This is a genomic window from Xylophilus sp. ASV27 (assembly GCF_016428875.1).
Classification (GTDB): domain Bacteria; phylum Pseudomonadota; class Gammaproteobacteria; order Burkholderiales; family Burkholderiaceae_C; genus Xylophilus.
The window spans coordinates 1-24928 of sequence record NZ_JAELTO010000071.1; the positions used below are offsets into that span (position 1 = coordinate 1).

Genomic DNA, 24928 nt, shown 5'->3' on the forward strand with positions numbered 1-24928 from the left:
CGTTTCCAGCTCGCGCATCGCCTTCAGGCCCAGCGGCGTGGCGGCGTTGTCCAGGCCCAGCAGGTTGGCCGAGACGTTCATCGTCATCGCCCCCTGCGCCGGGTGCCCGGCCGGCACGCCCGGGAACAGCTGGCGCAGCAGCGGTGCGGCGGCGCGCGCCAGCAGGTCGACCATGCCGGCGCGCTCGCCCACGCGCAGCAGGCCCAGCCACAGCGCCATCACGCCGGTCAGGCCCAGCGCAATGTCGAAGCCGCTGCGCGCGGCGTCGAACAGCGCGGCCAGCAGGCGCGAGAACACCTCCACGTCGCCCAGCGCCAGCCGCACGCAGGCGGTGGCAAAGGCCGCCACGAAAAAGCCGAGCCAGACCAGGTTCAGTGCCATGACCGAGCGTGCCGCGGCCTATCGCTTGAAGCCGGCCAACAGCGCGCCCGCGGCGATGAACAGCGAACCGAACGTGCGCTGCACCCAGCGCACCTGGCGCTCGGTGCGCAGCCGCCGCAGCACGCGCGCGGCCAGGGCGGCGTAGCCGGCCATCACCATGCCCTCGGTCAGCGCCAGCGTGGCGCCGACCAGCAGGTACTGCGGCGCCAGCGGCGCGCCCAGGTCCAGGAACTGCGGCAGCACCGCCAGCAGGAACACCGTGCCCTTGGGATTGAGCGCGTTCACCGTCCAGCCGCGCAGCAGCAGCTGGCGCCGCAGGGGCGCCAGCGTCGGACCGGGCGCATCGGCCTGGGCTGGCGTCACCAGCGCATGCGCCGGCGCGCGCCATTGCTGCACGCCGAGCCAACACAGGTAAGCCACGCCGGCCCACTGCACCACGTGGAAGGCGGTGGCCGAGGCGGCGATCAGCGCGCCCAGCCCGATGCCCACCACCAGCACCTGGGTGCACAGGCCCAGCACCAGGCCGGCGATCAGCGGCAGGCTGCCGCGCGCGCCGCCGTGCTGCAGGCCGCATCCCATGGCGGCGACGGCGGCGGCGCCGGGCGACAGGCTGATGGCCCAGGCGGCGGCGAAAAAGGTGATCCAGACGTGCAGGGACATGCGGGCCTCGGGAGCGGAAGAAGGTGTCCGGGCATTGTCCCCGAGCCGGCACAATCCCCCGATGCCCTCTCCGCTGCTGCCGAACACACTCCCCAGCACCGATGCCGACGCCCGCGCGCTGATCGCGGCGATCGACGCGCGGCTCGAACACCAACGCGTGTCGGCCGACGGCCACGAGATCGTTTTCCGCCGCATCGGCAGCGGCCCGCCCCTGGTGCTGGTGCACGGGGGCCACGGCAGCTGGCTGCACTGGGTGCGCAACCTCGACGCCCTGTCGCGCAGGCACACGCTGTGGCTGCCCGACATGCCGGGCTATGGAGACTCCGGCCCCCTGGCCAGCCCGCCCTCGCTGGAGCGCCTGGCCCGGGTGCTGGCCGCCGCGCTCGACGGCCTGCTGGGCGCCGGCACGCCGCTGGACCTGGCCGGCTTCTCCTTCGGCGGCCTCGCGGTGGCGCATGCCGCGGCGTGCCGGCTGGAGCAGGGCGGCGCGGTGCGCCGCGTGGCGCTGCTGGGCACCAGCGGCCACGGCATGCTGCGGCGCGGGCGGGTGAAGATGCTCGACTGGAAAGGCCTGGAAGACGAAGCCGCGCGCGACCGGCACCTGCGCCACAACCTGGGCGCGCTGATGCTGCACGACGCGCGTCATATCGATGCCCTCGCGCTGGCCCTGCACCGCCAGGCCTGCCTGCAGACGCGCTTTCGCAGCAAGGGTTACGCCGGCCGCGCCATGCTCGCCCCGGCGCTGGACCTGCTCGACGCCCACGGCGTGCCCGTGCTGCTGGCCTGGGGCGCGCACGACGTCACCGCCACGCCGCAGCAGACCGGCCCCGCGCTGGTGGCGGGCCGCGCTTCGCGGCGCTGGCAGGTGCTGCCCGGCGCCGGGCACTGGGTGCAGTACGAGCGCCCGGCGCAGACCGAGGCCCTGCTCGAGGCCTGGTTCGCCGAAGGCGCGCCGCAGCCGCTGTAGCGTCCTGCACGGCGCGCCGGTGCTGCGGTGCTAGGCCCCTGGCGCAGGCACCTGCCTGGGCAGCGGGCGCCCCTGCAGCCAGGCCAGCAGGCACTCGGTGGTGTCCTCGGCAAAGCGCTCGTACACCGGCTCGCAGACGAAGCCCATGTGCGGCGTCAGCAGCAGGTTGGGCGCCTGGCGCAGCGGGTCGTCCAGCGGCAGCGGTTCGGCATCGAACACGTCGAGCGCGGCACCGCCGGGGCAGCCCCGAGCCAGCGCCTCGGCCAGCGCCACCGGGTCGACCAGCGCCGAACGCGAGGTGTTGACCAGCAGGCTGTCCGGGCGCATCAGCGCCAGGCGCTGCGCATCGAGCAGGTGCCGGGTCTGCGGCGTCGGCACCAGGTGCAGGCTGACCACCTGCGAGGTCGCCAGCAGCTCCTCCAGCGGCAGGAACAGCGCGCCGTGCTCCGCTGCGCGCTCGGCCGTCATGCGCGGGCTCCAGGTCACCACCTCCATGCCGAAGGCCTTGCCGATGCGCGCCACGCGCCCGCCGATCTCGCCCAGGCCGATCAGGCCCAGCCGCCGGCCGTGCAGCACGCTGGGCAGCGCACCGCCGGCCGCGTCGCGCCAGGCGCCCGCGCGCAGCCGGGCCGACTGCGCCTCCAGCTGGCGCGTGGCCGCCAGGATCAGCGCCCAGGTCATCTCGCAGGTGCTGTCCTTGGACGGTCCCCAGCCGGTGTGGCTGACCGGGATGCCGCGGGCCTGCAGCGCGGCCAGGTCCAGCCGTTCGTTGCGTGTGCCGGTGAAGACCAGGTAGCGCAGCTGCGGCAGGCGCGCCAGCAGCGCCGCGTCGAAGGGCGTGCGGTCGCGCATCAGCACCAGGGCGTCGGTATGCTGCAGTGCCTCCGGCAGGGCTTCGCCCCGCAGCGGCGCGTGGTGCACGGTGACGTCGGCCAGCGCCTCGATCGCGCGCCAGTCGGCCAGCCGCTGCAGCGCGCGTTCCCAGTCGTCGAGGACGACGATGCGCGGCCGGGCCGTGCTCATGGCGGCGCTCACGGACGCGTCAGCGCCGCCAGGCCGCGCAGGTCGGCCGCGCCGCCCAGCTGCCAGCAGGCTGCCAGCAGCTGCGTGCTGCGCTCGGCACCCAGGATGGGGTCGGACATGCCGCGGAACTTGGCTTCGAGCATGGCGTCGGTCATGGGCCGCTCCAGCGAGCCGATGGCGTGCTCGACGAACACGTGCACCCGGCGCCCGTCTGCCAGCACCGCGGTGACGTCGGCACTGGCCTCGTCGATGGCGTCGTCCACGGTGGCGACCACCTTGCGGCGCAGGGCGACCATGTCGGCGCGGTTGACGATGTCGTTGGCGTACTCGTCCTCGGTCGCCTTGCCGAAGATCAGGCCCGCGGCGCAGCCGTGGTAGACGCTGAACTTGGCGGCCAGGCCGTCGGCCGGCTCCTTCTTGCCGGTGAGCTCCAGCACCAGCGAGTGCACCTTGAGCTCGATGCGCTCGATCTGCTCGGCGCTCACGCCCTGCTCGCGCAGCTGCACGCAGGCGTCGATGCTGGGGTGGATCACGATGCCGCAGGCAAAGGGCTTGTAGCTGTTGAAGGAGATCTCGAAGCGCTGGCCCAGCTCGTCGGTGATCTCGTTCCAGGCCTGCTTGGTGGAGACCACCTGGGCGAAGCCGCGCGGTGCCTCCAGCGCCTTCAGGCTGGCGGTGAAGCCCTGCTGCGCCAGCAGTGCCGACATCAGCCCCGCGCGCGCCGCCGCACCCGGGTGGAAGGGCTTGGTCATGGTGCCGAACTGCTCGCGCAGGCCCACCGGCTGCGAGGCGGCGATGCCCAGCGCCATCTGCGTCTGGTCGGCGTTGAGGCCCAGCAGGCGCGCGCAGCCGGCCGCTGCGCCCAGCACGCCGGTGGTGCCGGTGATGTGCCAGCCGCGGTCGTAGTGCTCGGGGTAGACCATGTTGCCGGCGCGGCAGGCCACGTCGATGCCCAGCACCAGCGCGTCGATCAGCTGCCGGCCCGAGGCGCCCGTGTGCTCGGCCAGCGCCAGCAGGGCGGACGCCACCGGCCCGGCCGGATGGATGATGGTCTTGAGGTGCGTGTCGTCGAAGTCGAAGGTGTGCGAGGTGATGCCGTTGACCAGCGCCGCGCTGGCGATGTCGACCTTCTCGGCGCGCCCGGCGATGCTGGCCTGCGGCGCGGGCTGCAGCACCTTGACCGCGGCCAGCGCGGCGTCGGCGGCTTCATGGTGCGCCGCGCCCACGGCGCAGCCCAGCCAGTTGAGGAAGGTGCGGTGCGCCTCGTGGTCCACCGCATCGCTCCAGCCGCGCGAAGGGTGGTTCGCGACGTACTCGGCCAGGATGCGGGTGATGGGAGGGGCGTTGTGGTCGGCCTGGACCTGGGTGTTGCGTGCCATGGTGAAAGGATGAAGGGGAAGGAACGTGAAAGATCAGTGATCCAGGTGGCTGGGGCCGGCGCGGATGCGCCCTAGTCCAGCGAGATGTTCTGGGCCTTGGCCAGTGCCGTCCAGCGCGCCACGTCGCGCTGGATGTAGCTGCCGAACTCCTGCGCCGACAGGGGCATGGGCTCGACGGCCTCGCCGGCCAGCTTCTCGCGCATGTCCGGCGCCTTCAGCACGCTGTTGAGCGTCTCGTTGAGCTTCTGCACGATGGCCGGCGGCATGCCGGCCGGGCCGACCACGCCGTACCACTGCACCGCGTCGAAGTTCTTCAGGCCCAGTTCGTCGAGCGTGGGCACATCCTTGATCTGCGGCGCGCGCACGCTGCCGGTGACGGCCAGCGCCCGCACGCGGCCGGCACGGATGTGCTGCAGTGCCGCCGCCAGCCCGGGGAACACCGCCTGGGTCTGGCCGCCCATGGCGTCGGTCAGGGCCGGCGCGATGCCGCGGTAGGGGATGTGCACCATGGGCGTGCCGAGCTGCTGCTTGAGCAGCTCCATCGTCAGGTGGGTGAGAGAGCCGGCGCCGGCGGAGCCGTAGCTGACCTTGCCCTTGTTGGCGTTGAGGTAGGCGACGAACTCCTTGAAGTTCTTCACCGGCAGGTTGGCGTCGATCACCAGCACGTTGGGCGTGGCGCCGATCATGCCGATCGGCGTGAAGTCCTTCACCGGGTCGTAGGGCACCTTGCGCGTGGCCGGGCTGGTGCCGTGCGTGGCCACGTAGCCCTGCATCAGCGTGTAGCCGTCGGGGGCGGCCTTGGCGGTGTTCTGGCTGGCGATGATGCCGCCGCCGCCGCCCTGGTTGTCCACGATGATGCTCTGGCCGAGCGCGCGGCCCCAGCGCTCGGTCACGGTGCGGCCGACCAGGTCGCTGCCGCCGCCGGCGGCCACCGGCACGATGTAGCGGATGACCCGGTCCGGGTAGGCGCCCTGGGCGCGCGCGGCGCCGGGCAGGCCGGCCAGGGCCGGCGGAAGCAGGGCGGATGCGGCCTGCAGCAGGGTACGTCGTTGCATGTTTGTCTCCTTGTGGTCTTGGTGCGCAACGGGCGCGCGAAAAAAGGGATCTAGTCGCGGGTGGCGGGCAGCCTTTCGTAGGCGTCATGCACGTGGGTGGCCAGCAGCGTCTCGCAGCGCGCGGCATCGCCGCTGCGCTGAGCCGCGGCAATGGCGCGGTGCTCGGCGATCGAGGCCTGCATGCCCATGTCCTGCGACAGGTTCTTGAGCCGCGACAGGTGCAGCTTCTGCACCACGCCGCGGTAGGTGTCGGCCAGCGGCTGGTTGCCGGTGGCCTCCACCATCAGCCAGTGGAAGCGCAGGTTCTCGGCGTAGTAGCGCGCCACGTCGGGCACGTCGGCGGCGTCCTGCATCAGCGCGATGGAGGCGTCCAGCGTGTCGGCCAGCGCCAGGCGGCGGGGCGCGGCCAGCTGCGCGGCGCAGCGCCCGGCGTAACCGTCGAGCAGGGCGCGCAGTTCGTACAGCCCGCGCACCTCGGCGGCAGGCAGCTCGCGCACGAACACGCCTGCGTGCTTGCGCGCCACCACCAGGCCGGAGCTCTCCAGCTCGCGCAGCGCCTCGCGCACCGGCACGCGCGAAACGCCCAGGCGGGCGGCCACGTCGGGTTCGTTGATGCGGGCGCCAGGCGGCAGCTCGCCGCGCAGGATCTGGCCCAGAACGTCCTCGCGGACCAGCTTGGCCAGCGAGGTGTCGCGCACGGCGGCCAGTTGGCCGGCGGCGGGGAGGGATTGCCAGGGGAACATGCGGTGTAAATATGGTTTCGGATATCGTATACGAATTATGGCGAAGGGCACAAGCGCGTCAATCGCCTGCGTCCCCCACGCGCAAGGTGCGGGGACACCTTCTGGTGAAACCCGGGTAGAAATACCTCGCTGGCGCGCGGCCGCGGAATGCCGGCTTCGTGCCGGCGCCCTTGCTGCTGCCTTCCCCAATGCGGGTGCGCCGCCCCCCGGGCCGCGGGCTGGCAGGCGCACCCGGCGCGGCTAGAGCGCGAAGATCTTGCCGGGGTTGAGGATGTTCTTCGGGTCCATCGCCCGCTTGAGGGTGCGCATGGCGTCGATCGCGCCGGCGCCGGCCTCGTCGACCAAAAAGCCCATCTTGTGCAGGCCCACGCCGTGTTCGCCGGTGCAGGTGCCTTCCAGGCGCAGCGCGCGCTCGACCAGGGTGTGGTTCAGGCGCTCGGCGGTGGCGCGTTCTTCGGCGCTGTCGGGGTCGATCAGATAGCCGAAGTGGAAGTTGCCGTCGCCCACGTGGCCGACCAGGAAGTAGGGGATGCCGCTGGCGTCGGCCTCGGCCACGGAGTCCAGCAGGCAGTCGGCCAGGCGCGAGATCGGCACGCAGGTGTCGGTCGATATGGCGCGGCAGCCCGGGCGCGACTGGATGGCCGCGAAGTAGGCGTTGTGGCGTGCGGTCCAGAGCCGGGTGCGTTCCTCGGGCGTGCTGGCCCATTCGAAGGCATTGCCGCCGAACTCGCCGGCGATCTCCTGCACCGTCTCGGCCTGCTCCTTCACGCTGGCGGGCGTGCCGTGGAATTCCATCAGCAGCATGGGCTCCTCGCGCAGCGTGGTGCGGGAGTGTGCGTTGACCATGCGCACCGTGTTGGCGTCGATCAGCTCCACCCGCGCGATCGGCACGCCGAGCTGGATGGTCTGGATCGTGGTGCGCACGGCGGCCTCGATGCTGGGGAAGGAGCAGATCGCGGCCGACACCGCCTCGGGCAGCGGGTACAGGCGCAGCGTGACCTCGGTGATGATGCCCAGCGTGCCTTCGCTGCCCACGAACAGGCGCGTGAGGTCATAGCCCGCGGCCGACTTGCGTGCACGCGTGCCGGTGCGGATCACCTCGCCGCTGGCGGTCACCACCTCCAGCGCCAGCACGTTCTCACGCATGGTGCCGTAGCGCACGGCGTTGGTGCCGCTGGCGCGCGTGGCGGCCATGCCGCCGAGCGAGGCGTCGGCGCCCGGGTCGATCGGGAAGAACAGGCCGCTGTCCTTGATCTGCTCGTTGAGCTGCTTGCGCGTGATGCCGGGCTGCACCGTCACCGTCAGGTCGTCGGCATCGAGCCGCAGGATGCGGTTCATGCGCGAGACGTCCACACTGATGCCGCCCTGCACCGCCAGCAGATGTCCTTCGAGCGAAGAGCCGCTGCCGAAGGCGATCACCGGCACCGCGTACTGGTCGGCGATGCGCAGCGCATCGGCCACGTCCTGCGTGCTTTCGGCAAACACCACGGCCGCGGGCGGCGGCGCCTGGAACGAGGACTCGTCGCGGCCATGCTGCTCGCGCACGGCCTGGGCGGTGGAGCATTGCGCGCCGAAGCGCGTGGCCAGCGCATCGAGCATGGCGGCGGGCACCGCGCGCTGGGCGATGGTAGGCAACAGGTGGGTCGGGGCGGTGGGGGCGTTCATGAGGGGTCTCCGGGGGAGGGAAAGATAGCACTCCACCGCGCCGGCGCGGCCAGCGGCAGGGCGATGTCCGCGCTGCCGGCGTTGCCGCCGAGCCGTTCGGTGTAGTGCTGGCCGGCCTGGAAGGGCGTCCAGCCCGGCGTGCCTTCGCGCACGAAGCGGCCCCAGGCGGCATGCATCTGCTGCGCCAGCGCCGCGGGCGGCGCGCTGCCGGCCAGGCCGCGAGCGGTGCTGCTGGGCAGGGTGTCGAACACGAAGGGCACCTCCAGCGCATGGGCCGCGCCCATGCGGCCGCCGCAGGCGTCCGAGCGCCAGCCAAAGCGGTAGTGGAAGCTGCGCAGGCCGGCGCTGGCGCACAGCTCGGCAATGCGCAGCGCGGGCAGGCGGTAGTAGTAGTCGGACTGCAGCGCGCAGAGCCGCTCGCCGGCACTGGCGCCGGGGTAGGCGGCGGCCAGCGCGGGCGGCAGGCCGGCGGCGCGGCAAAAGGCGTCCAGCGCGGCCTCGCCGACCTGGGCCAGGCGGTCGTCAGGCGCCAGGTAGAAGCGCATTTCCTCGTCGTTCGAGCCGACCAGTACGTCCATGCCCTGCAACTGCGGCGCGGCCTGCGCCAGTTGCTGCAGCACCGGCGCGCGCAGCAGAGCGCCGTCTACCGTGGGGCGAAACGGCGAGGCCATGCAGAAGGCCGCGCAATCGCGCTCGGGCATGCCGCGCGCCAGCAGTTGCTCCACGCCGCGCAGCAGCTCGGCCACCGGCAGGGCGGCGAAAGCGGCGCGCGTGGCGGGCACGCCCAGCAGTGCGGCCAGCACGGCGCTCAGGCGCCCGGCCTGGACCGTGTCCAGCGTGGCCACGCTGGGGCTTTGCAATATGGCGCGGCGGAACAGCCCGCGCGCCTGCGGCAGGCCCAGCAGGCAGGCCACCGAGCCTGCGCCGGCCGAATGCCCGGCCAGCGTGACTTGCGCCGGGTCGCCGCCAAAGTGCCGGATGTGGCGCTGCACCCATTGCAGCGCGGCGATCTGGTCCAGCAGGCCACGGTTGGCGGGTGCGCCGTCCAGCGCGGCAAAGCCGTCCACGCCGACGCGGTAGTTGACCGAGACAAGGACGATGCCCTGGCGCGCAAAGCCGGCGCCCTCGTACCAGTCCTGGCCGGCATCGGCCCGCACAAATCCGCCGCCGGGCAGCCACAGCAGCACCGGCTGGCCGCGCGCGGCCGGGTCGGGCGTCCAGATGTTGAGGTTCAGGCAGTTGCCAAGGCCAGCCTCCGCGCGGCGGGCCATGCCGGGGCGCGGCGGCTGCGGTGGGACCGGGCCAAAGGCCCGCGCGTCATGCCCGCCTTCAGGCAGGCCCACCGGCTCGGGCGCGGCAAAGCGGCGCGCGCCGGTCGGTGCCTGGGCATAGGGAATGCCGCGGAACACCGCCACGCCGCCTTCGCGCCGGCCGCGCAGGCCATGCAGGAGAAGCGTGTCGTCTGCCAGCGCCACGCTCACTGCGTGACCAGCCCGAGCTTCTCGATCAGCGGGCGCCAGACCTGCGCGTCGCGCGCGGCCCAGAGCTTCACGTCCTCGGGGGTGGAACGCACGGTGCTGATGCTCATGCCGGCATAGCGCTCGCGCAGCGCCGGGTCGGCCATGCATTGCTGGGTGACGGCGTTGAGGCGCTCGATCGCCGGGCGCGGCGTGCCGGCGGCGGCCACCAGCGCGCCCCAGGCCGGGCGCTCCAGGTCCTTGAAGTCCATCAGCTCGGCCAGTGCCGGCACATCCGGCAGCAGCGCCGAGCGCTGCGGCGCCAGCACCGCCAGCGGCACGATCTTGCCGGCCTTGACCTGCGGGATGGCGGTGCCCAGCACCAGCGTCATGAGCTGCACCTGGTTGCCCATCAGGCTGGTCATGCCGGCGGCCTCGCCGACGAAGGGCACGTGGGTCATGGGCGCGCCCAGCTTGTCGGCCAGCGCCGTGGTCAGCAGGTGCGCCGGGCTGCCGTTGCCGGGCGAGGCGAAATTGAGCTGGCCCTTGGATTCGCGCGCCACGCGGGCCAGGTCGGCCAGGCTGCGGATGCCCGAGCCCGGGCTGGCGGTCAGGATCATCGAGGTGTTCGACAGCAGCGCGATGCCGTCGAAGTCCTTCTGCGGGTCGTAGGGCGGCTTCTTGAAGATGTAGGGCGTGATGGCCATCTGCGACATGCCGATGAACATCACCGTGTAGCCGTCGCGCGGCTGGCTCTCCAGGTAGCGCACCGCCAGCACGCCATTGGCCCCGGGCTTGTTCTGCACGATCACCGGCTGCCCCAGCTGGCGCGCCGCGCATTCGGCCCAGCTGCGCGCCATCGTCTCCGAAGCGCTGCCGGGCGGCTGCATGGCGACGATCTGGATGATCTTGTGCGGGTCGGGGTAGGGCGGCGTCTGGGCTGAGGCGCCCAGTGCGGCGAATGCGCAGGCCGCGGCGATCCCGCCGCGCCGAAGGGCGGTCAATGTCGTCATCGTTTGTCTCCGTTGTGGGAATGTCAGTCGGCCAGGCAGCGCTGCACGATGGTGTGTGCCAGCGCAGCCAGCTGTGCGTCGCATTCGGCTTGCTGCGGGCCGAACAGCCGCAGCAGGCCCAGGCCGCGCAGCGTGGTGAAGACCATGTCGATGAAGGCGTCGGCGTCGGGGCGGCCGGCCAGCTCGGGAAAGCTCGCGTGAAAGCGCGTGCGCAGGCCTTGCTGCAACGCCAGGCGCTTGTCGGCGATGTAGGCGCGCACGGCCTCGTCGGTGCTGCAGCCGAAGTACACGTTCCACGCCGCCAGGAAGCGCGGCGGCGCGTAGATGCGCTCCCAGGCGGTGCGCACCAGGGCCTCGGCGCGCTCGGGCAGCGGCGCGCGGGCATCGGGCCAGATGCCGCCGCTGGCCGCGCCGAGTTCGATCAGGCGGTCCGCCACCCGCATCATCAGCACCGCCTTGGAGCCGAAGTGGTGCTGCAGCGCGCCGGGCGTCAGGCCGGCGGACTTGGCGATCTCGAAGATCGTCGCGCCCTGGAAGCTCTTGTCCTGGATCACGCCGATGGCCGTGTCTATCAGGTGGTCCTGTGTCTCACGGCTGCGTTCGGCGTGGCTGCGCCGGGCGCGTTGCGGGGTAGGGGCTGGCATTGGAAAAATTTACCATACAGGCATATTCCAAATGACAGGGTTTGCCCGGGGAGCGGCGCGGAACCCGTCTGCTCGAGAAGATGCGGGACCAGAAGTCCCGCTACAGTCGGCGCATCCTTTTTTCCCTCCTGACCACGAGCATGGGCAACCGACTCACCCAGATCGCCACCCGCACCGGGGACGATGGCACCACCGGCCTCGGCGACAACACCCGCGTGCCCAAGGACCACCTGCGCGTGCAGGCCATGGGCGATGTGGACGAGCTCAACTCCCACATCGGCCTGCTGCTGTGCGAGCCGCTGCCCGATGCCGTGCGCACGCTACTGGTGGAGGTGCAGCACCACCTGTTCGACCTGGGCGGCGAGCTGTCCATCCCCGGCTTCGAGCTGCTGAAGGACGCCGCGCTGCTGCAGCTGGACGAGGCCCTGGCCGCACACAACGCCACGCTGCCGCGGCTGGCCGAATTCATCCTGCCTGCGGGCACGCGCGCCGCATCGCAGGCCCATGTCTGCCGCACCGTGGCGCGGCGTGCCGAGCGCGCCGTGGTGGCGCTGGGCCATGTGGACACGGTGCGCGATGCGCCGCGCCGCTACCTCAATCGCCTGTCGGATCTGCTGTTTGTGCTGGCGCGCGTGCTCAACCGCGTGGACGGTGGCGACGACGTCTATTGGAAAAGCGAGCGTTTAGCGCGTAGCGCTTCCTGAGCCATGCGCCTGCGCCACATAGAAGTCTTCAACGCCATCATGCTGACCGGCAGCGTCAGCGCGGCGGCGCGGCTGATCAACGTCACGCAGCCGGCGGTCAGCCGCACCTTGCAGCATGCCGAGCTGCAGCTGGGCTTCCCGCTGTTCCAGCGCACGCGCGGGCGGCTGGTGCCGACCACCGAGGCGCTCACGCTCTACCCGCACATCGAGCGCCTGTTTGCCCAACTGGACGAAGTGCAGCGCCTGGCCGAGAACCTGCGCACCGCGCAGGACGCGGGCGAGCTGCGCATCCTCACCGTGCTGGCGCTGAGCTACGAGGTGCTGCCGCGCGCGCTGCGGCTGTTCCGCCAGCAGCACGCGGGCATCGCCATCCGGGTCGAGGCGCTGCATTCGCCGCAGATCATGTCGGCGCTGCTGCTGCGCGAGGCCGACGTCGGCTTCGTCTTCAGCCCGGCCGCGCATCCGTCGCTCACGCAGGAGGCGCTGGCTGAGAGCCGCATCGTCTGCATCGCGCCCAAGGGCATGCTGCCGGCGCGCCTGGTGCGGCGCGGCTGGGTGGCGCTGGACGACATCGCCGAGCTGCCCGCCGTGGCGCTGGACGCGCGCGACCCGGTCGGCATCAGCCTGAACCAGGCCTGCCGCGACGCCGGCGTGGGCCTGCAGGCGGTGGTGACGGTGCAGACCTATCACGCCGCGCTGTCCATGGCCCACCACGGCCTGGGCGTGGCACTGGTGGATGGTTGCACCGCCTGCTCGGCCGACCGCGAAAAGGTCGAAGTGCTGCGCCTGGAGCCCCACATACCCGTGCCCATCCGCGTGCTGCGCCAGGCCGACAAACCAGATTCGGTCGCGGTGCGGGCGATTGCCCGGGCCATGCAGCAGGCGCTGAAGGATGTGGCTTAGTGCCTTTCAAAATGTATAGCTAAAAGCCAAGGACCCACCTGGGCTAAGGCCATATCTGGCTGTGAAGTTTATTCGCGCTGACCAGACTCAGATCGAGACGACGACCTTGCCAAAGGCCCCACGCTCCAACTGCTCGAAGGCAGCCGGTGCGTCGGCAAAGCCATAGACCTTGTCGATCACGGGCTGCATCTGCGTCGCGTCGATGGCGCGGATCATGTCTTCCAGCGCACGGCGATGCCCCACGCTCACGCCTTGCACGACGGCCCTGCTGCGGATGAAGTCGAAGGATGAGGCCTCGACGCTGCCGCCACCGATCACGCCGATCAGCGAGACCCGGCCTCCTTGCGCCACGGAGGCCAGCGACCGGCCCAGGTTGGCGCCGCCGACGGTTTCCAGCACGTGATCGGCACCGCGTCCGCCCGTCAGGCGCTTGACCTCGGCCGGCCAGTCGGCATCCCGGGCGATGACATGCGCGGCGCCAAGTGCCAGGGCCTTCTCGCGCTTGTCGGCGCCGCCCGAAACGATGATGACCTTCGCACCGGCCATCGCCGCGAACTGCAGCCCGAACAGCGCGACGCCGCCGGTGCCGTGGATCAGCACGGTGTCGCCGGCCTTGAGCGAACCCTCTTCGAAAAACGAGAACCAGGCCGTCAGCGCGGCGCAGGGCAAGGTCGACGCCTGTTCGGCCGTCAGCGTCTGCGGCGCCGCCACGGCCCATTGCTCGTCGAGCAGCACATGCGTCGCCAAAGCGCCCGGGCCGGGGCCGCCCAGCGAGAAGGTGCCCGACGGCGCCTTGCCATCGATCCAGCCGGCCACAAAGGTACTGACAATGCGCTCGCCGCCCGCCCAGCGCGTTACGCCCGGGCCCACGGCTTCCACCACGCCGGCCAGATCGGAGCCCGGCGTGAAGGGCAAGGGCGGCACCCACGCGTAGTTGCCGCTCGTGACCATCAGGTCGCGATAGTTCAGCGAGGCCGCTTGCGTGCGCACCAGGAGCTGGCCGGCGCCAGGCGACGGTAGCGGCGCCTCGACCTGCTTCAGGCTGCGGCGGTCAAACGACTCGATCTGCCAACTTTGCATCGTGCTTGTCATGACGGACTCTTTTCTAAAAGGGTGTTGATGGTGCGTTTGATGCTATTGGTTCATCCATATCCCTTGTGGATCATTAAATTTTCCAGATAGAGGTCTAGAATTCCCCAATGAATGAGCATCTGAATGGTGTCGAGGTCTTCGTGGCCGTGGTCGAGGCCGGCAACTTCGCGGCGGCGGCCGACAAACTGAAGCTCACGCGCTCTGCGGTTGGCAAGAGCGTGGCGCGGCTCGAAGCCCGGCTCGACACGCGGCTCTTTCATCGCACCACGCGCAGCCATCATTTGACCGAGCAAGGGCAGGCCTACTACGAGCGGTGCCGGCGGGCGCTGGACGAGCTGGTCGCTGCCGGCGAAGAACTGGACGCCGGCCGGCAAGAGCCGCTTGGCCGCGTGCGGCTCACCATGCCCATCATCATCGGCCGGCAGTTGATCGCGCCGCTGCTGCTCGAGCTGGGCGAGCGGCATTCCCGACTGGCTTTCGACGTCACCTACAGCGACAGGCGGGTCGACCTGGTCGAAGAAGGGATCGACCTGGCCATCCGCAGCGGCGTTCTCGATGACAGCACGGCGCTGGCGGCGCGGCCCCTTGGCCAGCAGTTGATGGCGGTCTACGCGTCGCCGGCGTATCTGGCCGGGCGCCCGCGACCGGCGTGCTACGGCGACCTCGTCGCGCAACGCGACGCGCACCACTTCGTGGGCTATGCGCGCCAAGGGTGGCGCCAGCCTTGGCGCTTTGCCGGCGCCGACAGCGCGGCTGCCCCTGTCGATTTCGAGGTCCAGTCGCGCTTCGTCTGTAACGCACTCGACGTGGTGATGGACTGCGCGGCAGCTGGCTGGGGCTTGGCGCGCGTGCCGGTCTGGATGGCCGCGCGCGATGTCGCGGCCGGCCGGCTGGTGCGCGTATTCGAAGAGCCCAAGCCCTTCGGCTATGAGCTCAATGCGATCTGGCCGAGGATGCGGACACTGCCCATGAAGGTGCGAGTGGTGATCGACCTGCTCGCGCAGCGGCTTCCGGAATTGATGGCGGTGGAGGTCACGGGCTAGTGGCGCTTCAAAATATATAGCTATAAGCCCAGGTGCTGCCTGGGCTAGAGCCACTTTTTCTTCAAATCATCCGGACTAGCCGCTCCGCACTGCCAAACGCCAGCGTAAAGCCCAAAGCCCCGTGCCCGGTGTTGAACAGCAGCCCCTCGGGCGCCCCCGGCAGGCGGCCCAGCAGCGGGCGGCCGGTGGGCGTGGCCGGGCGCATGCCGGTCCAGTGCTGCAGCTCGGCCGCGCCGGCCAGTTGCGGGAACACGGCTTGCGTGGCCTGGCGCAGCGTGGCCATGCGCGCGGGCGGAATGTCGTTCTCGTGCCCGACGATCTCGGCCATGCCGGCCACGCGCAGGCGCGAGCCGATGCGCGCGAACACCACCTTGCGCGCGCTGTCGGTCACGCTGACCTGCGGGCCGGCGGCGGCCTGCGCGCCCAGCTCCAGCGTCAGGCTGTAGCCCTTGAGCGGATACACCGGCACGCGCACGCCCAGCGGCCGCGCCAGCCGCGCCGATCCGCTGCCCAGCGCCAGCACGAAGCAGTCGGCCGCCAGCGCGCCCTGAGCCGTGCGCACCGCCACCACCCGGCCGCCGCGCACCTCCAGGCCCAGCGCCTCGGTGTTGCACAGCAGCCGCGCGCCGCGCTGCTCCAGGGCGCGGGCCAGCGCCTCGCACACCTTCAGGCAGTCGGCCGCGCATTCGCTGGGCGTGTAGACCGCGCCGGCGATGCGGGCGCGACAGGCATCGAGCGCCGGCTCGATGCGCGCGCATTCGTCCGGCTTCACGATGCGCTGCGGCGCGCTGCCCAGCGCCTGCTGCAGCGCCAACTGCCGCTCGGCTGCGGCCAGCGCGGCGGCGCTGGCGTAGAGCACCAGCTTGCCGCGCGCGCTGAAGTCGCAGTCGGGCCGCAGGTCCGCGCGCATGGCCTCGAAGCCGGCGCGGCTCTCGGCCGCCAGCGCCAGCAACTGCGCCGTGGTGTCGCGCGAGGTGCGCGCATTGCAGGCCGCCAGGAACTCCAGCGCCCAGCGCCACTGCCGCGGGTCGAGCCGGGGGCGCAGCTTGAGCGGTGAATCGGCCGCCAGCAGTAGATGGGGCAGCTGCCGCCAGAGCCCCGGGTCGGCCAGCGGCTGCACGTAGGAGTAGCTCAGTTGCGCGCCGTTGCCGCCGCTGGCGCCCTGGCCGGGCGCGGCGCGGTCCAGCAGCGTGACCTGGTGGCCCTGGCGCTGCAGGGTGTAGGCGGTGGCCAGGCCGGCAATGCCGGCGCCCAGGATGCAGACGTGCTTGGAGAGGGAAGGCATGCGGCCACTGTAGGCCGGCCACGGCGGCGCGGGCATGCGCGCAGGGCGCCTGCCCATGCCGCCCGGTTATGCCCGGCGGCGGCCAGGGCCGTGCCAAAGCGCGCCGCCCCGCCGCCCATGACTTCGCGGCATGGCCCTGGTCGCAGAAAGCATGCGCGGCGCGGGCCGTGGCTTCCTACACTGCGCCGAACCCGTTCCCTGGGTCCACTCCGAAAGGTTCACCATGAAGCTCTCCGCATCGATGGCCGCCGTACTGCTGCTGGCTGCAGGCATGGCCCAGGCCGACACGCTCTCCAGGATCGCCGAGTCCGGCAAGATCACGCTGGCCTACCGCGAGTCCTCCGTGCCCTTCAGCTACCTGCAGGCGCCGGGCCAGCCGATCGGCTTCGCGGTGGAGATCTCCAACGCCGTCGCCGACGCGGTGCGCAAGCAGCTCGGCAAGCCCGACATCAAGGTCGAGTGGCAGCCGGTGACCTCGCAGAACCGCATCCCGCTGGTGAGGAACGGCACGGTGGACCTGGAGTGCGGCTCCACCACCAACAACACCGCGCGCGGCAAGGACGTGGCCTTCGCCACCAACTACTTCTACACCGGCACGCGCCTGCTGGTGAAGAAGTCCTCGGGCGTGAAGAACTACGCCGACCTGGCCGGCAAGCCGGTCGCCACCACCACCGGCACCACCAACGTGCAGGTGCTGCGCAAGTACGACGCCGACCAGAAGCTGGGCATGCAGTTCGTCTTCGGCAAGGACCATGCGGATTCCTTCCTGCTGGTGGAGTCCGGACGCGCCCTGGCCTTCGGCATGGACGACATCCTGCTCTACGGCCTGAAGGCCAATGCCAAGGCCCCGGACGACTACGAAGTCACCGGCGACGCGCTGCAGGTCGAGCCCTACGCCTGCATGCTGCGGCTGGACGACGCGCCCTTCAAGACGCTGGTCGACGGCGTCATCAACGGCATGATGAAGTCCGGCGCGTTCGAGAAGCTCTACGACAAGTGGTTCGTGCAGCCGATCCCGCCGCGCAACGTGCCGCTGCAGGTGCCCATGAGCGCCGAACTGCGCGCCAACCTCGTCGCGCAGAGCGACAAGCCCGCGCAATGAGGCCCGCGCGCCCGGGCCGGAGGTAGGCGCCGTGCCGGCCGCGCATCCCGAGGTCGTCGGCATCCTCGGCGGCATGGGGCCGGCGGCCGGCGCTGACTTCGTGCGGCTGTTCGTGCAGGCCTGCATCCGCCGCATGGAGGCCATGGGCCTGCCGGTGCACGACCAGGGCTTCCCCGAGCACTGGCTGGCCCAGGTGCCGGTGCCCGACCGCAGCCGCGCGCTGGCCGACGCCACGCCCGGCGCGCACCAGCCGCTCGATGCGATGCTCATGGCCCTGGGCCGGCTCGCCGCGCTCGGCGCGCGCGCCGTGGCCATCGCCTGCAACACCGCGCATGCCTGGCACGCACCGCTGCAGCAGCGCTTTCCGCAGATCGAACTGCTGCACATGGCCGACGAGACCGCCGCGCACCTGCGGCAGCGCGGCGTGGCCGAAGCCGTGCTGCTGGCCACCCAGGGCACCTATGACAGCGGCGTGTACGACGCCGCGCTGGAGCGCGCCGGCGTGGCCTGCCACCGGCCGGCGCCCGCGGAACGCGCGGCCGTCATGCAGGGCATCTATGCCGGCGTGAAGGCCGGCGACCTGGCGCTGGCGCGGGAGTGCTTCGGCGGCGTGGCCCGCGCCGTGGCGCAGCGCCATCCCGGCAGCGCCCTCATCATGGGCTGCACCGAAATCCCGCTGGCCCTGCCGCGCCCCGCGGCCGATGCGGCGGGGCTGCTGCTGGTCGACCCGGCCGAGGTGCTGGCCGCCGCGCTCGCCCGCAAGGCCTACGCCTGCGTCACCTCGCGCGCCTGAAGCCGAATCGGCAGCCTCCTAGAATGGGGCCATGGCGGTTCCTGGCGCGCTCTTTCTCCCGGCCGACGCGGCCGGCCCGGCGCTGGCCGATGGCGCCGAGAGCATCGCGCGGGACATCGCCAGCATCGCGCGCATCAGCGCCGTGCCCTCGCTGCTGCGGGTGATCTGCCAGCACACCGGCATGGGCTTCGCGGCCGTGGCGCGCGTGACCGACGGCACCTGGACCGCCTGCGCGGTGGAAGACAGCATCGGCTTTGGCCTGCAGCCCGGCGGGCAGCTCGACGTCCACACCACCTTGTGCAAGGAGTCGCGCGCGGTGCGCCGGCCCATCGTCATCGACCACGCCAGCCGCGACCCGGTCTACCGCGCGCACCACACGCCGCGCATCTACCGGATCGAGAGCTACGTCTCGGTGCCCATCGTGATGCCCGACGGCAGCTACTTCGGCAACCTGTGCGCCATCGATCCACGGCCGGCGCGGGTGGCCGACAACGGCGCGCTGGCCATGTTCACCGCCTTCGCCGAACTCATCGCGCAGCAGCTGCAGCAGGTGCGGCTGCAGCAGGCCACCGAGGCGCAACTGCTGGACGCGCGCGCGGCCGCCGACCTGCGCGAGCAGTTCGTCGCCGTGCTCGGGCACGACCTGCGCAACCCGCTGAATTCGGTCGGCGCCACGGCCGAGCTGCTGGCCCGGCGCGCCGAGCCCGATCTGGCCGCCACGGGCGAGCGGCTGCGCGCCACCGTGCGGCGCATGGCCGCGCTGATCGAGGACGTGATGGACTTCACCCGCAGCCGCCTGGGCTCGGGCATCGGCATCGCGCCGGCCCCGACCGAGGACCTGGCCGAGGCGCTGCTGGACGTGGTGGCGGAGCTGCGCGACAGCCATCCGCAGCGGCAGGTGGAGGTGCGGCTGGCGCTGGCCGGCCCCATCGTCTGCGACCGCGGCCGCCTGCAGCAACTGCTGTCCAACCTGCTGGGCAATGCGCTGGCGCACGGCGCGCCCGATCGGCCGGTGCGGGTCGAGGGCTGGACCGAGCCGGGGCTGCTGGTGCTCGCCGTCACCAACGGCGGCGAGCCTATCCCGCCCGAGCATGCGCAGAAGATCTTCGAGCCCTACTGGCGCCCCGCGCACAGCACGCCCGGCGGCGGCCTGGGGCTGGGCCTGCACATCTGCGCGCAGATCGTCAAGGCGCACGGCGGCACGCTCACCGTGAAATCCTCCCGGGAAAACGGCACCCGCTTCGAGGCGCGGCTGCCTTCGGGCGCGTGAGCCGGGTCAGATGTCGTACTGCGCGCCGGGCGTGTCGTCCTGCAGCGCGCGCTCGACCACGCTGCGCGCCAGCGTCGGCGCGAAGGATTCGATGAAGGCGTAGACGTAGCCGCGCAGGTAGGCGCCGCGCCGCACCGCGAGTTTGGTCAGGTTGATGCCGAACAGTCGGCCCGCGTCCACCGCGGCGAGCGTGGTGTCGCGCTCCTCCTCGAACGCGATCGAGGCGACGATGCCCACGCCCAGCCCCAGCGCGACGTAGGTCTTGATCACGTCCGCGTCCATGGCCGACAGCACGATTTCCGGCGCCAGTCCCTGGTGCGCGAAGGCCTCGTCGATGCGCGTGCGCCCGGTAAAGCCCGCGTCGTAGGTGATCAGCGGGAACTGCGCCAGCCGCGCCAGCGTGAGCGGCGCCTGCTCCAGCGCATGGCCGCGCGGCACCACCACCGAGTGCGTCCAGCGGTAGCAGGGCAGGGCCAGCAGCATCTCGTAGCCGTCCAGCGCCTCGGTCGCGATGCCCACGTCGGCCTCGCCGGCCAGCAGCATCTCGGCCACCTGGCGCGGCGAGCCCTGGTGCAGGTTCAGCCGCACCTCGGGGAAGCGGCTGCGGAACTCCTGCACCGCCGCCGGCAGCGCGTAGCGCGCCTGCGAGTGGGTGGCCGCAATGGCCAGCTGGCCACGCTGCTGCGCCACGAACTCCTGGCTCGCGGTCCGCAGGTTGCGGCTGTCCTGCAGGATGCGCTCGACGATGGGCAGCACGTGCGCGCCCGGCTCGGTCAGCCCGGTCAGGCGCTTGCCCGCCCGCACGAACAGCGTGATGCCCAGCTCTTCCTCCAGCTCGCGGATCTGGCGGCTCACGCCGGGCTGCGAGGTGTGCAGCGCCTGCGCCACCTCGGTCAGGTTGAAGCCGCAGCGCACGGTTTCGCGCACGGAGCGCAGTTGCTGGAAGTTCATGGAGAGGCGGTATTCGGAAAACGATTATTCGTCCGTCGCCTTACTCCTCCAACAAATAAATTATTGTTTTCTTATGCGAAAAGCAGGTGGCCTGCGGGCGCTTGAAGTACGGGAGAATAGGCGCAGCCACGAGCGCGCACCGGTACCTACTCCAACGAGCAACACCCATACGGCGCCTGCCACGGCACCCGACGGCGCGGCTCGCAACGCGGGCCGATTTCCTTCCCCCTGTGCGGATGCATCCGCACGACCCCGAGGCCAAGGAACTGGACGTGATGCGAAAACACCTGGTGAGCGTCCTGCTGGCCGCCGGCCTGCTGCTGCAAGGCGCCGCCCTGCAGGCCGAGACAGTGCGCTGGTCGCGCTTCAGCGACGCGGCCACGCTGGACCCGCATTGGTCAACACCGGCACCAACATCAACATCTCGCACCAGATGTACGAGCCGCTGCTGCTGCGCGACATCGTCGGCAAGCTGATCCCGGCGCTGGCCACCTCCTGAGGCCCGACGTCCGACCCGACGGTCCGGGAGTTCAAGCTGCGCCGCGGCGTGAAGTTCCACGACGGCTCGCTGCTGACCGCCGACGACGTGGTGTTCTCGCTCCACCGCGCCCGCGCGCCGTCCTCGGGCATGAAGGCGCTGCTGGCCTCGGTGGCGGAGGTGCGCAAGGTCGATCCGTTCACCGTGCAGGCCAAGACCAAGGGGCCGAACCTGGTCTTCCCGGACAACCTGGTCAACGTCTTCATCGTCATTGCCGCCTGGGCCAAGGCCAACAAGTCCGAAGCGCCGCAGGACGAGAAGGGCAAGGAAGAAAACCACTTCACCCGCAACGAGAACGGCACCGGCCCCTACCAGCTGGTGTCGCGCGAGCAGGACAGCCGCACCGTCTTCAAGCAGTTCCCCGGCTACTGGGGCCGCGGCCAGTTCCCGCTGCAGGTGACCGAGCTGGTGTTCGTGCCGATCAAGTCGCCCGCCACGCGCGTGGCCGCGCTGCTGTCGGGCGAGATCGATTTCCTGCAGGACGTGCCGGTGCCCGACATCGCCCGCCTGAAGGAAGACAAGAAGCTGCGCTTCAACGAGGGCCCCGAGAACCGCACCATCTTCCTGGCATGAACGTGGGCCGCGACCCGCTCAATTACGCCGACGTGCAGGGCAAGAACCCGCTGGCCGAGCCCAAGGTGCGCGAGGCCTTCAACCTGGCGATCGACCGCGACGCGATCCAGAAGGCGGTCATGCGCGGCCTGTCGCAGCCCACCGGCATGATCGTGCCGTCCTTCGCGCACGGCTACGAGAAGGCCTACGACACCAATCCCCAAGGCCAATGCCGCGCAGGCCAGGAAGCTGCTGGCCGAGGCGGGCTACCCGAACGGCTTCGGCATCACCCTGCATTGCCCGAACGACCGCTACGTGAACGACGAGGCGATCTGCACCGCGATCTCCAGCTTCCTCGGCCGCATCGGCGTGAAGACCACGGTGGCGGCGCGCCCGATCGCGCTGCACGGCGCGGCGATCAACTCGGCCGATTCCGACTTCTACCCGTTCGGCTGGGGCGTGCCCACCTTTGATTCGGCCTACGTCCTCGACTACCTGCTGCACACGCGCGGCAAGGACGGCCGCGGCTCGACCAATGCCACGCGCTACAGCAATCCGGCGCTGGACGCGAAGATCGTGGGCCTGTCCTCCGAGAGCGACAAGGCCCGGCGCGACAAGGCGATCCACGATATCTGGACCACGGTGCAGAAGGAGCGCATCTACATCCCGCTGCACAACCAGGTGCTGGACTACGCCATGGTGCGCAAGCTCGACATTCCGGTGGACCCGATGAACTACACCTTCTTCAAGAACGCCACGCTGGGCAACAAGTAAGGCGGGGGCTCGGTTCGCATGTTTGCCCATCTCCTGCGCCGCCTCTGCCAGTCCGTGCTGGTGCTGCTGGCGGTGTCGCTGGTGTCCTTCATGGTGTTCCGCCACATCGGCGACCCGACCGTCAGCCTGCTGGGCGACGACGCCTCGATCGAAGACCTGCAGGCGCTGGCCGCGCGGCTGGGCTTCGACCAGCCGGTGCCGGTGCAGTACCTGCACTACGTCGGCAACGTGCTGCGCGGCGAGTTCGGCGTTTCCTACCGCCTCAAGCGGCCGGTACCGAGGTGCTGGCCGAGCGCCTGCCCGCCACGCTGGAGCTGGCGCTGCTGGCCTCGGTGGTGGCGGTGCTGGGCGGGGTCGCGCTGGGCGTGTACACCGCGATCCGGCGCGACGGCTGGGCGAGCCGCGCGCTGATGACGCTGTCGCTGGTCGGCGTCTCGCTGCCGACCTTCCTGATCGGCATCGGGCTGATCTACCTGTTCGCGGACGTGTGCATCAACCTGGTGGTCGATCTGGTGTATCTGCTGGTCGACCCCCGGCTGCGCCGCGCCTGACCTGCTTCATGCATGAAAAGTGGCTAAAGCCCAGGATTCACCTGGGCTGATAGCTATCAATAAAATAGCAATCAACTCTTGTCTTGCCTATGTCCCAAGCTTCATCCGCAAACGCCGCGCGGCGGCGCTGGCGCGAATCCGATTCGCCGGTACTGCGCTCCTTTGCCCGCTCGCGCACCGTGCAGGGCGCCGTGCTGGTGCTCGCGCTGCTGGTGCTGGCGGCCCTGCTGGCGCCGTGGCTGGCGCGGCAGAACCCGTTCGACCCGGCCGCGCTCGACCTGCTCGACGCCTTCACCCGTCCCGGACAGGCCGGCTCCTCCGGCGTGGTCTACCCGCTGGGCAGCGACGACCAGGGCCGCGACGTGTTCTCCGCCATCCTCTACGGACTGCGCATGTCGCTGCTGGCGGGGGTGTCGGCGGTGGCGCTGTCGCTGGCCATCGGCGTGCCGCTGGGCCTGGTGGCCGGCTACGCCGGCGGATGGTTCGACACGCTGGTGATGCGCATCGCCGACATCCAGCTCACCTTCCCGGTGCTGCTGGTGGCGCTGCCGGTGTTCGGCATCGCGCGCGGCCTGCTGCCCGACGGCTACCGCGACGACATGGCGCTGTTCTTGATCGTACTGGCCATCGGCCTGTCGGACTGGGTGCAGTACGCGCGCACCGTGCGCGGCGCGGTCCTGGTCGAGAAGCACAAGGACTACGTGCTCGCGGCCCAGGTCATCGGCCGCTCGCGTGCCGGCATCCTGGTGCGCCAATCCTGCCCAACCTGCTGGCGCCGGTGCTGGTGATCGCCACCATCAGCTTCGCGCTGGCCATCGTGGCCGAATCCACGCTGTCCTACCTGGGCGTGGGCCTGCCGCCCACCGAGCCCTCGCTGGGCACGCTGATCCGCATCGGCCAGGGCTTCCTGTTCTCGGGCGAATGGTGGATCCTGCTGTTCCCCGCGCTGGTGCTGCTGGCGCTGGCGCTGTCGGTCAAACTCGTCGGCGACTGGCTGCGCGACGCACTCAACCCCAAACTCCAATGAGCACCGCGCACGACATCCCGACCCTGCGCGTGCGCGACCTGGGCGCGGCCTTCGACACCTACCGCGGCACGGTGCAGGTGCTCGACGGCGTTTCCTTCGACATCGCCCCGGGCGAAATCCTGGGCGTGGTGGGCGAATCCGGCTCGGGCAAGTCCACCGTTGCGCGCATGATCGCCGGCCTCACGCCGCCCACGGCCGGGCGCATCGTCATCGACGGCATCGACGGCATCGACGGCATCGACCGCTGGGCCGACCCGCAGGGCGCCGCAGCGCTGCGCCTGCGCTTCCAGATGATCTTCCAGGACCCGTACGCCAGCCTGAACCCGCGCTGGCGCGTGGACCGCCTGATCGCCGAGCCGCTCGAAGTGCTGGGCCTGACCGGCAGCCGCGCCGGGACCGAGGAGCGCGTGGCCGACGCGCTGCGCCGCGTGCGCATGTCGCCCGACGACGGCCGGCGCTACCCGCACCAGTTCTCGGGCAGCGCCAGCGCATCGCCATCGCGCGCGCCCTGGCCAGCCGGCCCGAGTTCATCGTCTGCGACGAGCCCACCTCCTCGCTCGACGTCTCGGTGCAGGCCCAGGTGCTCAACCTGATCGTGGGCCGGGTCCGCGCGGCGCCGGGTCTGGCGGGCGCGCGGTTCGCATAGCCTATCGCGGCGCCAGCACCGCCATGGTGATGCGCGACACGCAGGTCGGCTGGCCCGCGTCGTTCACCATGTCGATCTGCCATACCTGCGTGGTGCGGCCGATGTGCACCGGCCGCGCGGTGCCGGTGACCCAGCCCTCGCTCACCGAGCGCAGATGGTTGGCGTTGATGTCCAGGCCGACGGCGCGATGCCCTTCGGGGCAGCTGTAGGCCGCGCCGCAGGAGCCCAGCGTCTCGGCCAGCAGCACCGACACGCCGCCGTGCAGGATGCCGACGGGCTGGCGCGTGCGCTGGTCCACCGGCACGCGGCCGCGGATGAAGTCCTCGCCCACCTCCAGGAACTCCAGGCCCAGCCGCTCGGGCGCGGTGCCGACGTGGAGGGAGTGCAGGAGTTCGACGCTGATGGGTTTTTGCCAGATGGCCATGGGGGTCTCCCGAAGTTTCGCGGGAGGATAGGGCGCAACCCGTGCCGCCGCAGTCCGGCAGGCGACGCGCCCCGCACCAGAATTCTGGTTGAAAGTGCCTGAATCCCATGTAGCATATGGGCTGTATGCTATTAATAAAATAGCAAATCCCGCATCCAGACAGGGCAATCGCATCTAACCAGAGCCCCCCATCCCCAGAGCCGCTCCCATGCCCATGAGGTGCTCCAGATAGGGCAGGCTCCAGCCAGCGCGCTTGCGCTTGGCCTGCAGCCCGAGCTTCACCGAG

Annotated in this window: 22 protein-coding genes and 5 pseudogenes; 13 read left to right on the top strand and 14 right to left on the bottom strand. The window is 70.9% G+C overall.

Annotated features, from left to right (window positions below; translation table 11 throughout):
* Both JHD63_RS14965 and JHD63_RS14970 read right to left on the bottom strand, forming a co-directional pair.
* A pseudogene (locus tag JHD63_RS14965) lies at positions 1-381 on the bottom strand (hypothetical protein); the annotation flags it as partial.
* An 18-nt stretch (positions 382-399) separates the two neighbouring features.
* Entirely contained in the window at positions 400-1041 is a 642-nt protein-coding gene (locus JHD63_RS14970; RefSeq protein ID WP_198971619.1) for a LysE family transporter, read from the bottom strand.
* Between the two features lie 61 nt (positions 1042-1102).
* Here JHD63_RS14970 and JHD63_RS14975 point away from each other — a divergent pair, with 61 nt between their 5' ends.
* A complete protein-coding gene (locus JHD63_RS14975; protein ID WP_198971620.1) occupies positions 1103-2008 on the top strand; it encodes an alpha/beta fold hydrolase in 906 nt (301 codons plus the stop codon).
* 30 nt (positions 2009-2038) lie between these two features.
* On the opposite strand, the gene JHD63_RS14980 is transcribed toward JHD63_RS14975, so the two are convergent.
* From JHD63_RS14980 to JHD63_RS15015, 8 genes are all read right to left on the bottom strand, one after another.
* Positions 2039-3043: a D-2-hydroxyacid dehydrogenase family protein gene (locus tag JHD63_RS14980; RefSeq protein WP_370590521.1), complete on the bottom strand. Its 1005-nt coding sequence runs from the start codon at positions 3041-3043 to the stop codon at positions 2039-2041.
* Positions 3040-4410: an MmgE/PrpD family protein gene (locus tag JHD63_RS14985; protein WP_198971621.1), complete on the bottom strand. Its 1371-nt coding sequence runs from the start codon at positions 4408-4410 to the stop codon at positions 3040-3042. Before JHD63_RS14985 ends, JHD63_RS14980 begins: the two co-directional genes overlap by 4 nt.
* A 71-nt stretch (positions 4411-4481) precedes the next feature.
* Positions 4482-5465 (bottom strand): Bug family tripartite tricarboxylate transporter substrate binding protein, encoded by a 984-nt coding sequence (locus JHD63_RS14990; RefSeq protein ID WP_198971622.1) that lies wholly within the window; start codon positions 5463-5465, stop codon positions 4482-4484.
* A gap of 50 nt (positions 5466-5515) precedes the next feature.
* Positions 5516-6208 (bottom strand): FCD domain-containing protein, encoded by a 693-nt coding sequence (locus tag JHD63_RS14995; RefSeq protein WP_198971623.1) that lies wholly within the window; start codon positions 6206-6208, stop codon positions 5516-5518.
* A 240-nt stretch (positions 6209-6448) separates the two neighbouring features.
* Positions 6449-7873, bottom strand: coding sequence for an FAD-binding oxidoreductase (locus tag JHD63_RS15000; RefSeq protein ID WP_198971624.1), 1425 nt, complete (start codon positions 7871-7873; stop codon positions 6449-6451).
* Positions 7870-9348, bottom strand: coding sequence for a carboxylesterase/lipase family protein (locus JHD63_RS15005; RefSeq protein ID WP_198971625.1), 1479 nt, complete (start codon positions 9346-9348; stop codon positions 7870-7872). The genes JHD63_RS15000 and JHD63_RS15005 overlap by 4 nt, the downstream gene beginning before the upstream one ends.
* A gap of 2 nt (positions 9349-9350) precedes the next feature.
* Entirely contained in the window at positions 9351-10343 is a 993-nt protein-coding gene (locus JHD63_RS15010) for a Bug family tripartite tricarboxylate transporter substrate binding protein (protein WP_198971626.1), read from the bottom strand.
* A gap of 23 nt (positions 10344-10366) precedes the next feature.
* Positions 10367-10987 (bottom strand): TetR/AcrR family transcriptional regulator, encoded by a 621-nt coding sequence (locus JHD63_RS15015; protein WP_198971627.1) that lies wholly within the window; start codon positions 10985-10987, stop codon positions 10367-10369.
* A 140-nt stretch (positions 10988-11127) separates the two neighbouring features.
* On the opposite strand from JHD63_RS15015, the gene JHD63_RS15020 reads away from it, so the two are divergent.
* On the top strand, positions 11128-11691 hold the full coding sequence (locus JHD63_RS15020; protein WP_198971628.1) for a cob(I)yrinic acid a,c-diamide adenosyltransferase: 564 nt from the start codon (positions 11128-11130) through the stop codon (positions 11689-11691).
* A gap of 3 nt (positions 11692-11694) precedes the next feature.
* Positions 11695-12594, top strand: a complete 900-nt coding sequence (locus JHD63_RS15025; RefSeq protein ID WP_198971629.1) for a LysR family transcriptional regulator — start codon at positions 11695-11697, stop codon at positions 12592-12594.
* Positions 12595-12681: 87 nt separating this feature from the next.
* Here the strand turns inward: JHD63_RS15025 and JHD63_RS15030 are convergent, their stop codons facing one another.
* Positions 12682-13686, bottom strand: coding sequence for a zinc-dependent alcohol dehydrogenase family protein (locus tag JHD63_RS15030; RefSeq protein WP_198971630.1), 1005 nt, complete (start codon positions 13684-13686; stop codon positions 12682-12684).
* Between the two features lie 107 nt (positions 13687-13793).
* On the opposite strand from JHD63_RS15030, the gene JHD63_RS15035 reads away from it, so the two are divergent.
* Entirely contained in the window at positions 13794-14729 is a 936-nt protein-coding gene (locus JHD63_RS15035) for a LysR family transcriptional regulator (RefSeq protein ID WP_198971631.1), read from the top strand.
* A gap of 61 nt (positions 14730-14790) precedes the next feature.
* Here JHD63_RS15035 and JHD63_RS15040 read toward each other — a convergent pair whose 3' ends face one another.
* A complete protein-coding gene (locus JHD63_RS15040) occupies positions 14791-16014 on the bottom strand; it encodes a D-amino acid dehydrogenase (RefSeq protein WP_198971632.1) in 1224 nt (407 codons plus the stop codon).
* Between the two features lie 223 nt (positions 16015-16237).
* Here JHD63_RS15040 and JHD63_RS15045 point away from each other — a divergent pair, with 223 nt between their 5' ends.
* The 3 genes from JHD63_RS15045 to JHD63_RS15055 are packed head-to-tail and all read left to right on the top strand — an operon-like array spanning position 16238 to position 19179.
* A complete protein-coding gene (locus tag JHD63_RS15045; RefSeq protein WP_198971633.1) occupies positions 16238-17116 on the top strand; it encodes a transporter substrate-binding domain-containing protein in 879 nt (292 codons plus the stop codon).
* A gap of 31 nt (positions 17117-17147) precedes the next feature.
* The gene (locus JHD63_RS15050) at positions 17148-17909 is read left to right on the top strand and encodes an aspartate/glutamate racemase family protein (RefSeq protein WP_370590522.1); all 762 of its coding nucleotides are present in this window, start codon (positions 17148-17150) and stop codon (positions 17907-17909) included.
* A gap of 31 nt (positions 17910-17940) precedes the next feature.
* Positions 17941-19179, top strand: coding sequence for a GAF domain-containing sensor histidine kinase (locus tag JHD63_RS15055; protein ID WP_198971634.1), 1239 nt, complete (start codon positions 17941-17943; stop codon positions 19177-19179).
* Between the two features lie 6 nt (positions 19180-19185).
* Here the strand turns inward: JHD63_RS15055 and JHD63_RS15060 are convergent, their stop codons facing one another.
* A complete protein-coding gene (locus tag JHD63_RS15060; RefSeq protein ID WP_198971635.1) occupies positions 19186-20130 on the bottom strand; it encodes a CysB family HTH-type transcriptional regulator in 945 nt (314 codons plus the stop codon).
* A 547-nt stretch (positions 20131-20677) separates the two neighbouring features.
* On the opposite strand from JHD63_RS15060, the gene JHD63_RS24585 reads away from it, so the two are divergent.
* The 6 genes and pseudogenes from JHD63_RS24585 to JHD63_RS15080 all read left to right on the top strand — a co-directional run.
* Positions 20678-21241, top strand: a complete 564-nt coding sequence (locus JHD63_RS24585; protein ID WP_370590524.1) for an ABC transporter substrate-binding protein — start codon at positions 20678-20680, stop codon at positions 21239-21241.
* A pseudogene (locus tag JHD63_RS25005) lies at positions 21238-21378 on the top strand (ABC transporter substrate-binding protein); the annotation flags it as partial. The gene JHD63_RS24585 and the pseudogene JHD63_RS25005, both read left to right, overlap by 4 nt.
* 94 nt (positions 21379-21472) lie before the next feature.
* Positions 21473-21994: an ABC transporter substrate-binding protein gene (locus tag JHD63_RS24590; protein ID WP_370590526.1), complete on the top strand. Its 522-nt coding sequence runs from the start codon at positions 21473-21475 to the stop codon at positions 21992-21994.
* Positions 21995-22012: 18 nt separating this feature from the next.
* Positions 22013-22476 (top strand): annotated as a pseudogene (locus tag JHD63_RS15070) (ABC transporter permease); the annotation flags it as partial.
* Positions 22477-22634: 158 nt separating this feature from the next.
* Positions 22635-23572, top strand: a pseudogene (locus tag JHD63_RS15075) (ABC transporter permease).
* Positions 23569-24167 (top strand): annotated as a pseudogene (locus JHD63_RS15080) (ATP-binding cassette domain-containing protein); the annotation flags it as partial. The pseudogenes JHD63_RS15075 and JHD63_RS15080, both read left to right, overlap by 4 nt.
* A gap of 52 nt (positions 24168-24219) precedes the next feature.
* On the opposite strand, the gene JHD63_RS15085 reads toward JHD63_RS15080, so the two are convergent.
* Positions 24220-24642 (bottom strand): hotdog fold thioesterase, encoded by a 423-nt coding sequence (locus JHD63_RS15085; protein WP_198971636.1) that lies wholly within the window; start codon positions 24640-24642, stop codon positions 24220-24222.
* Positions 24643-24928 lie beyond the last annotated feature (286 nt).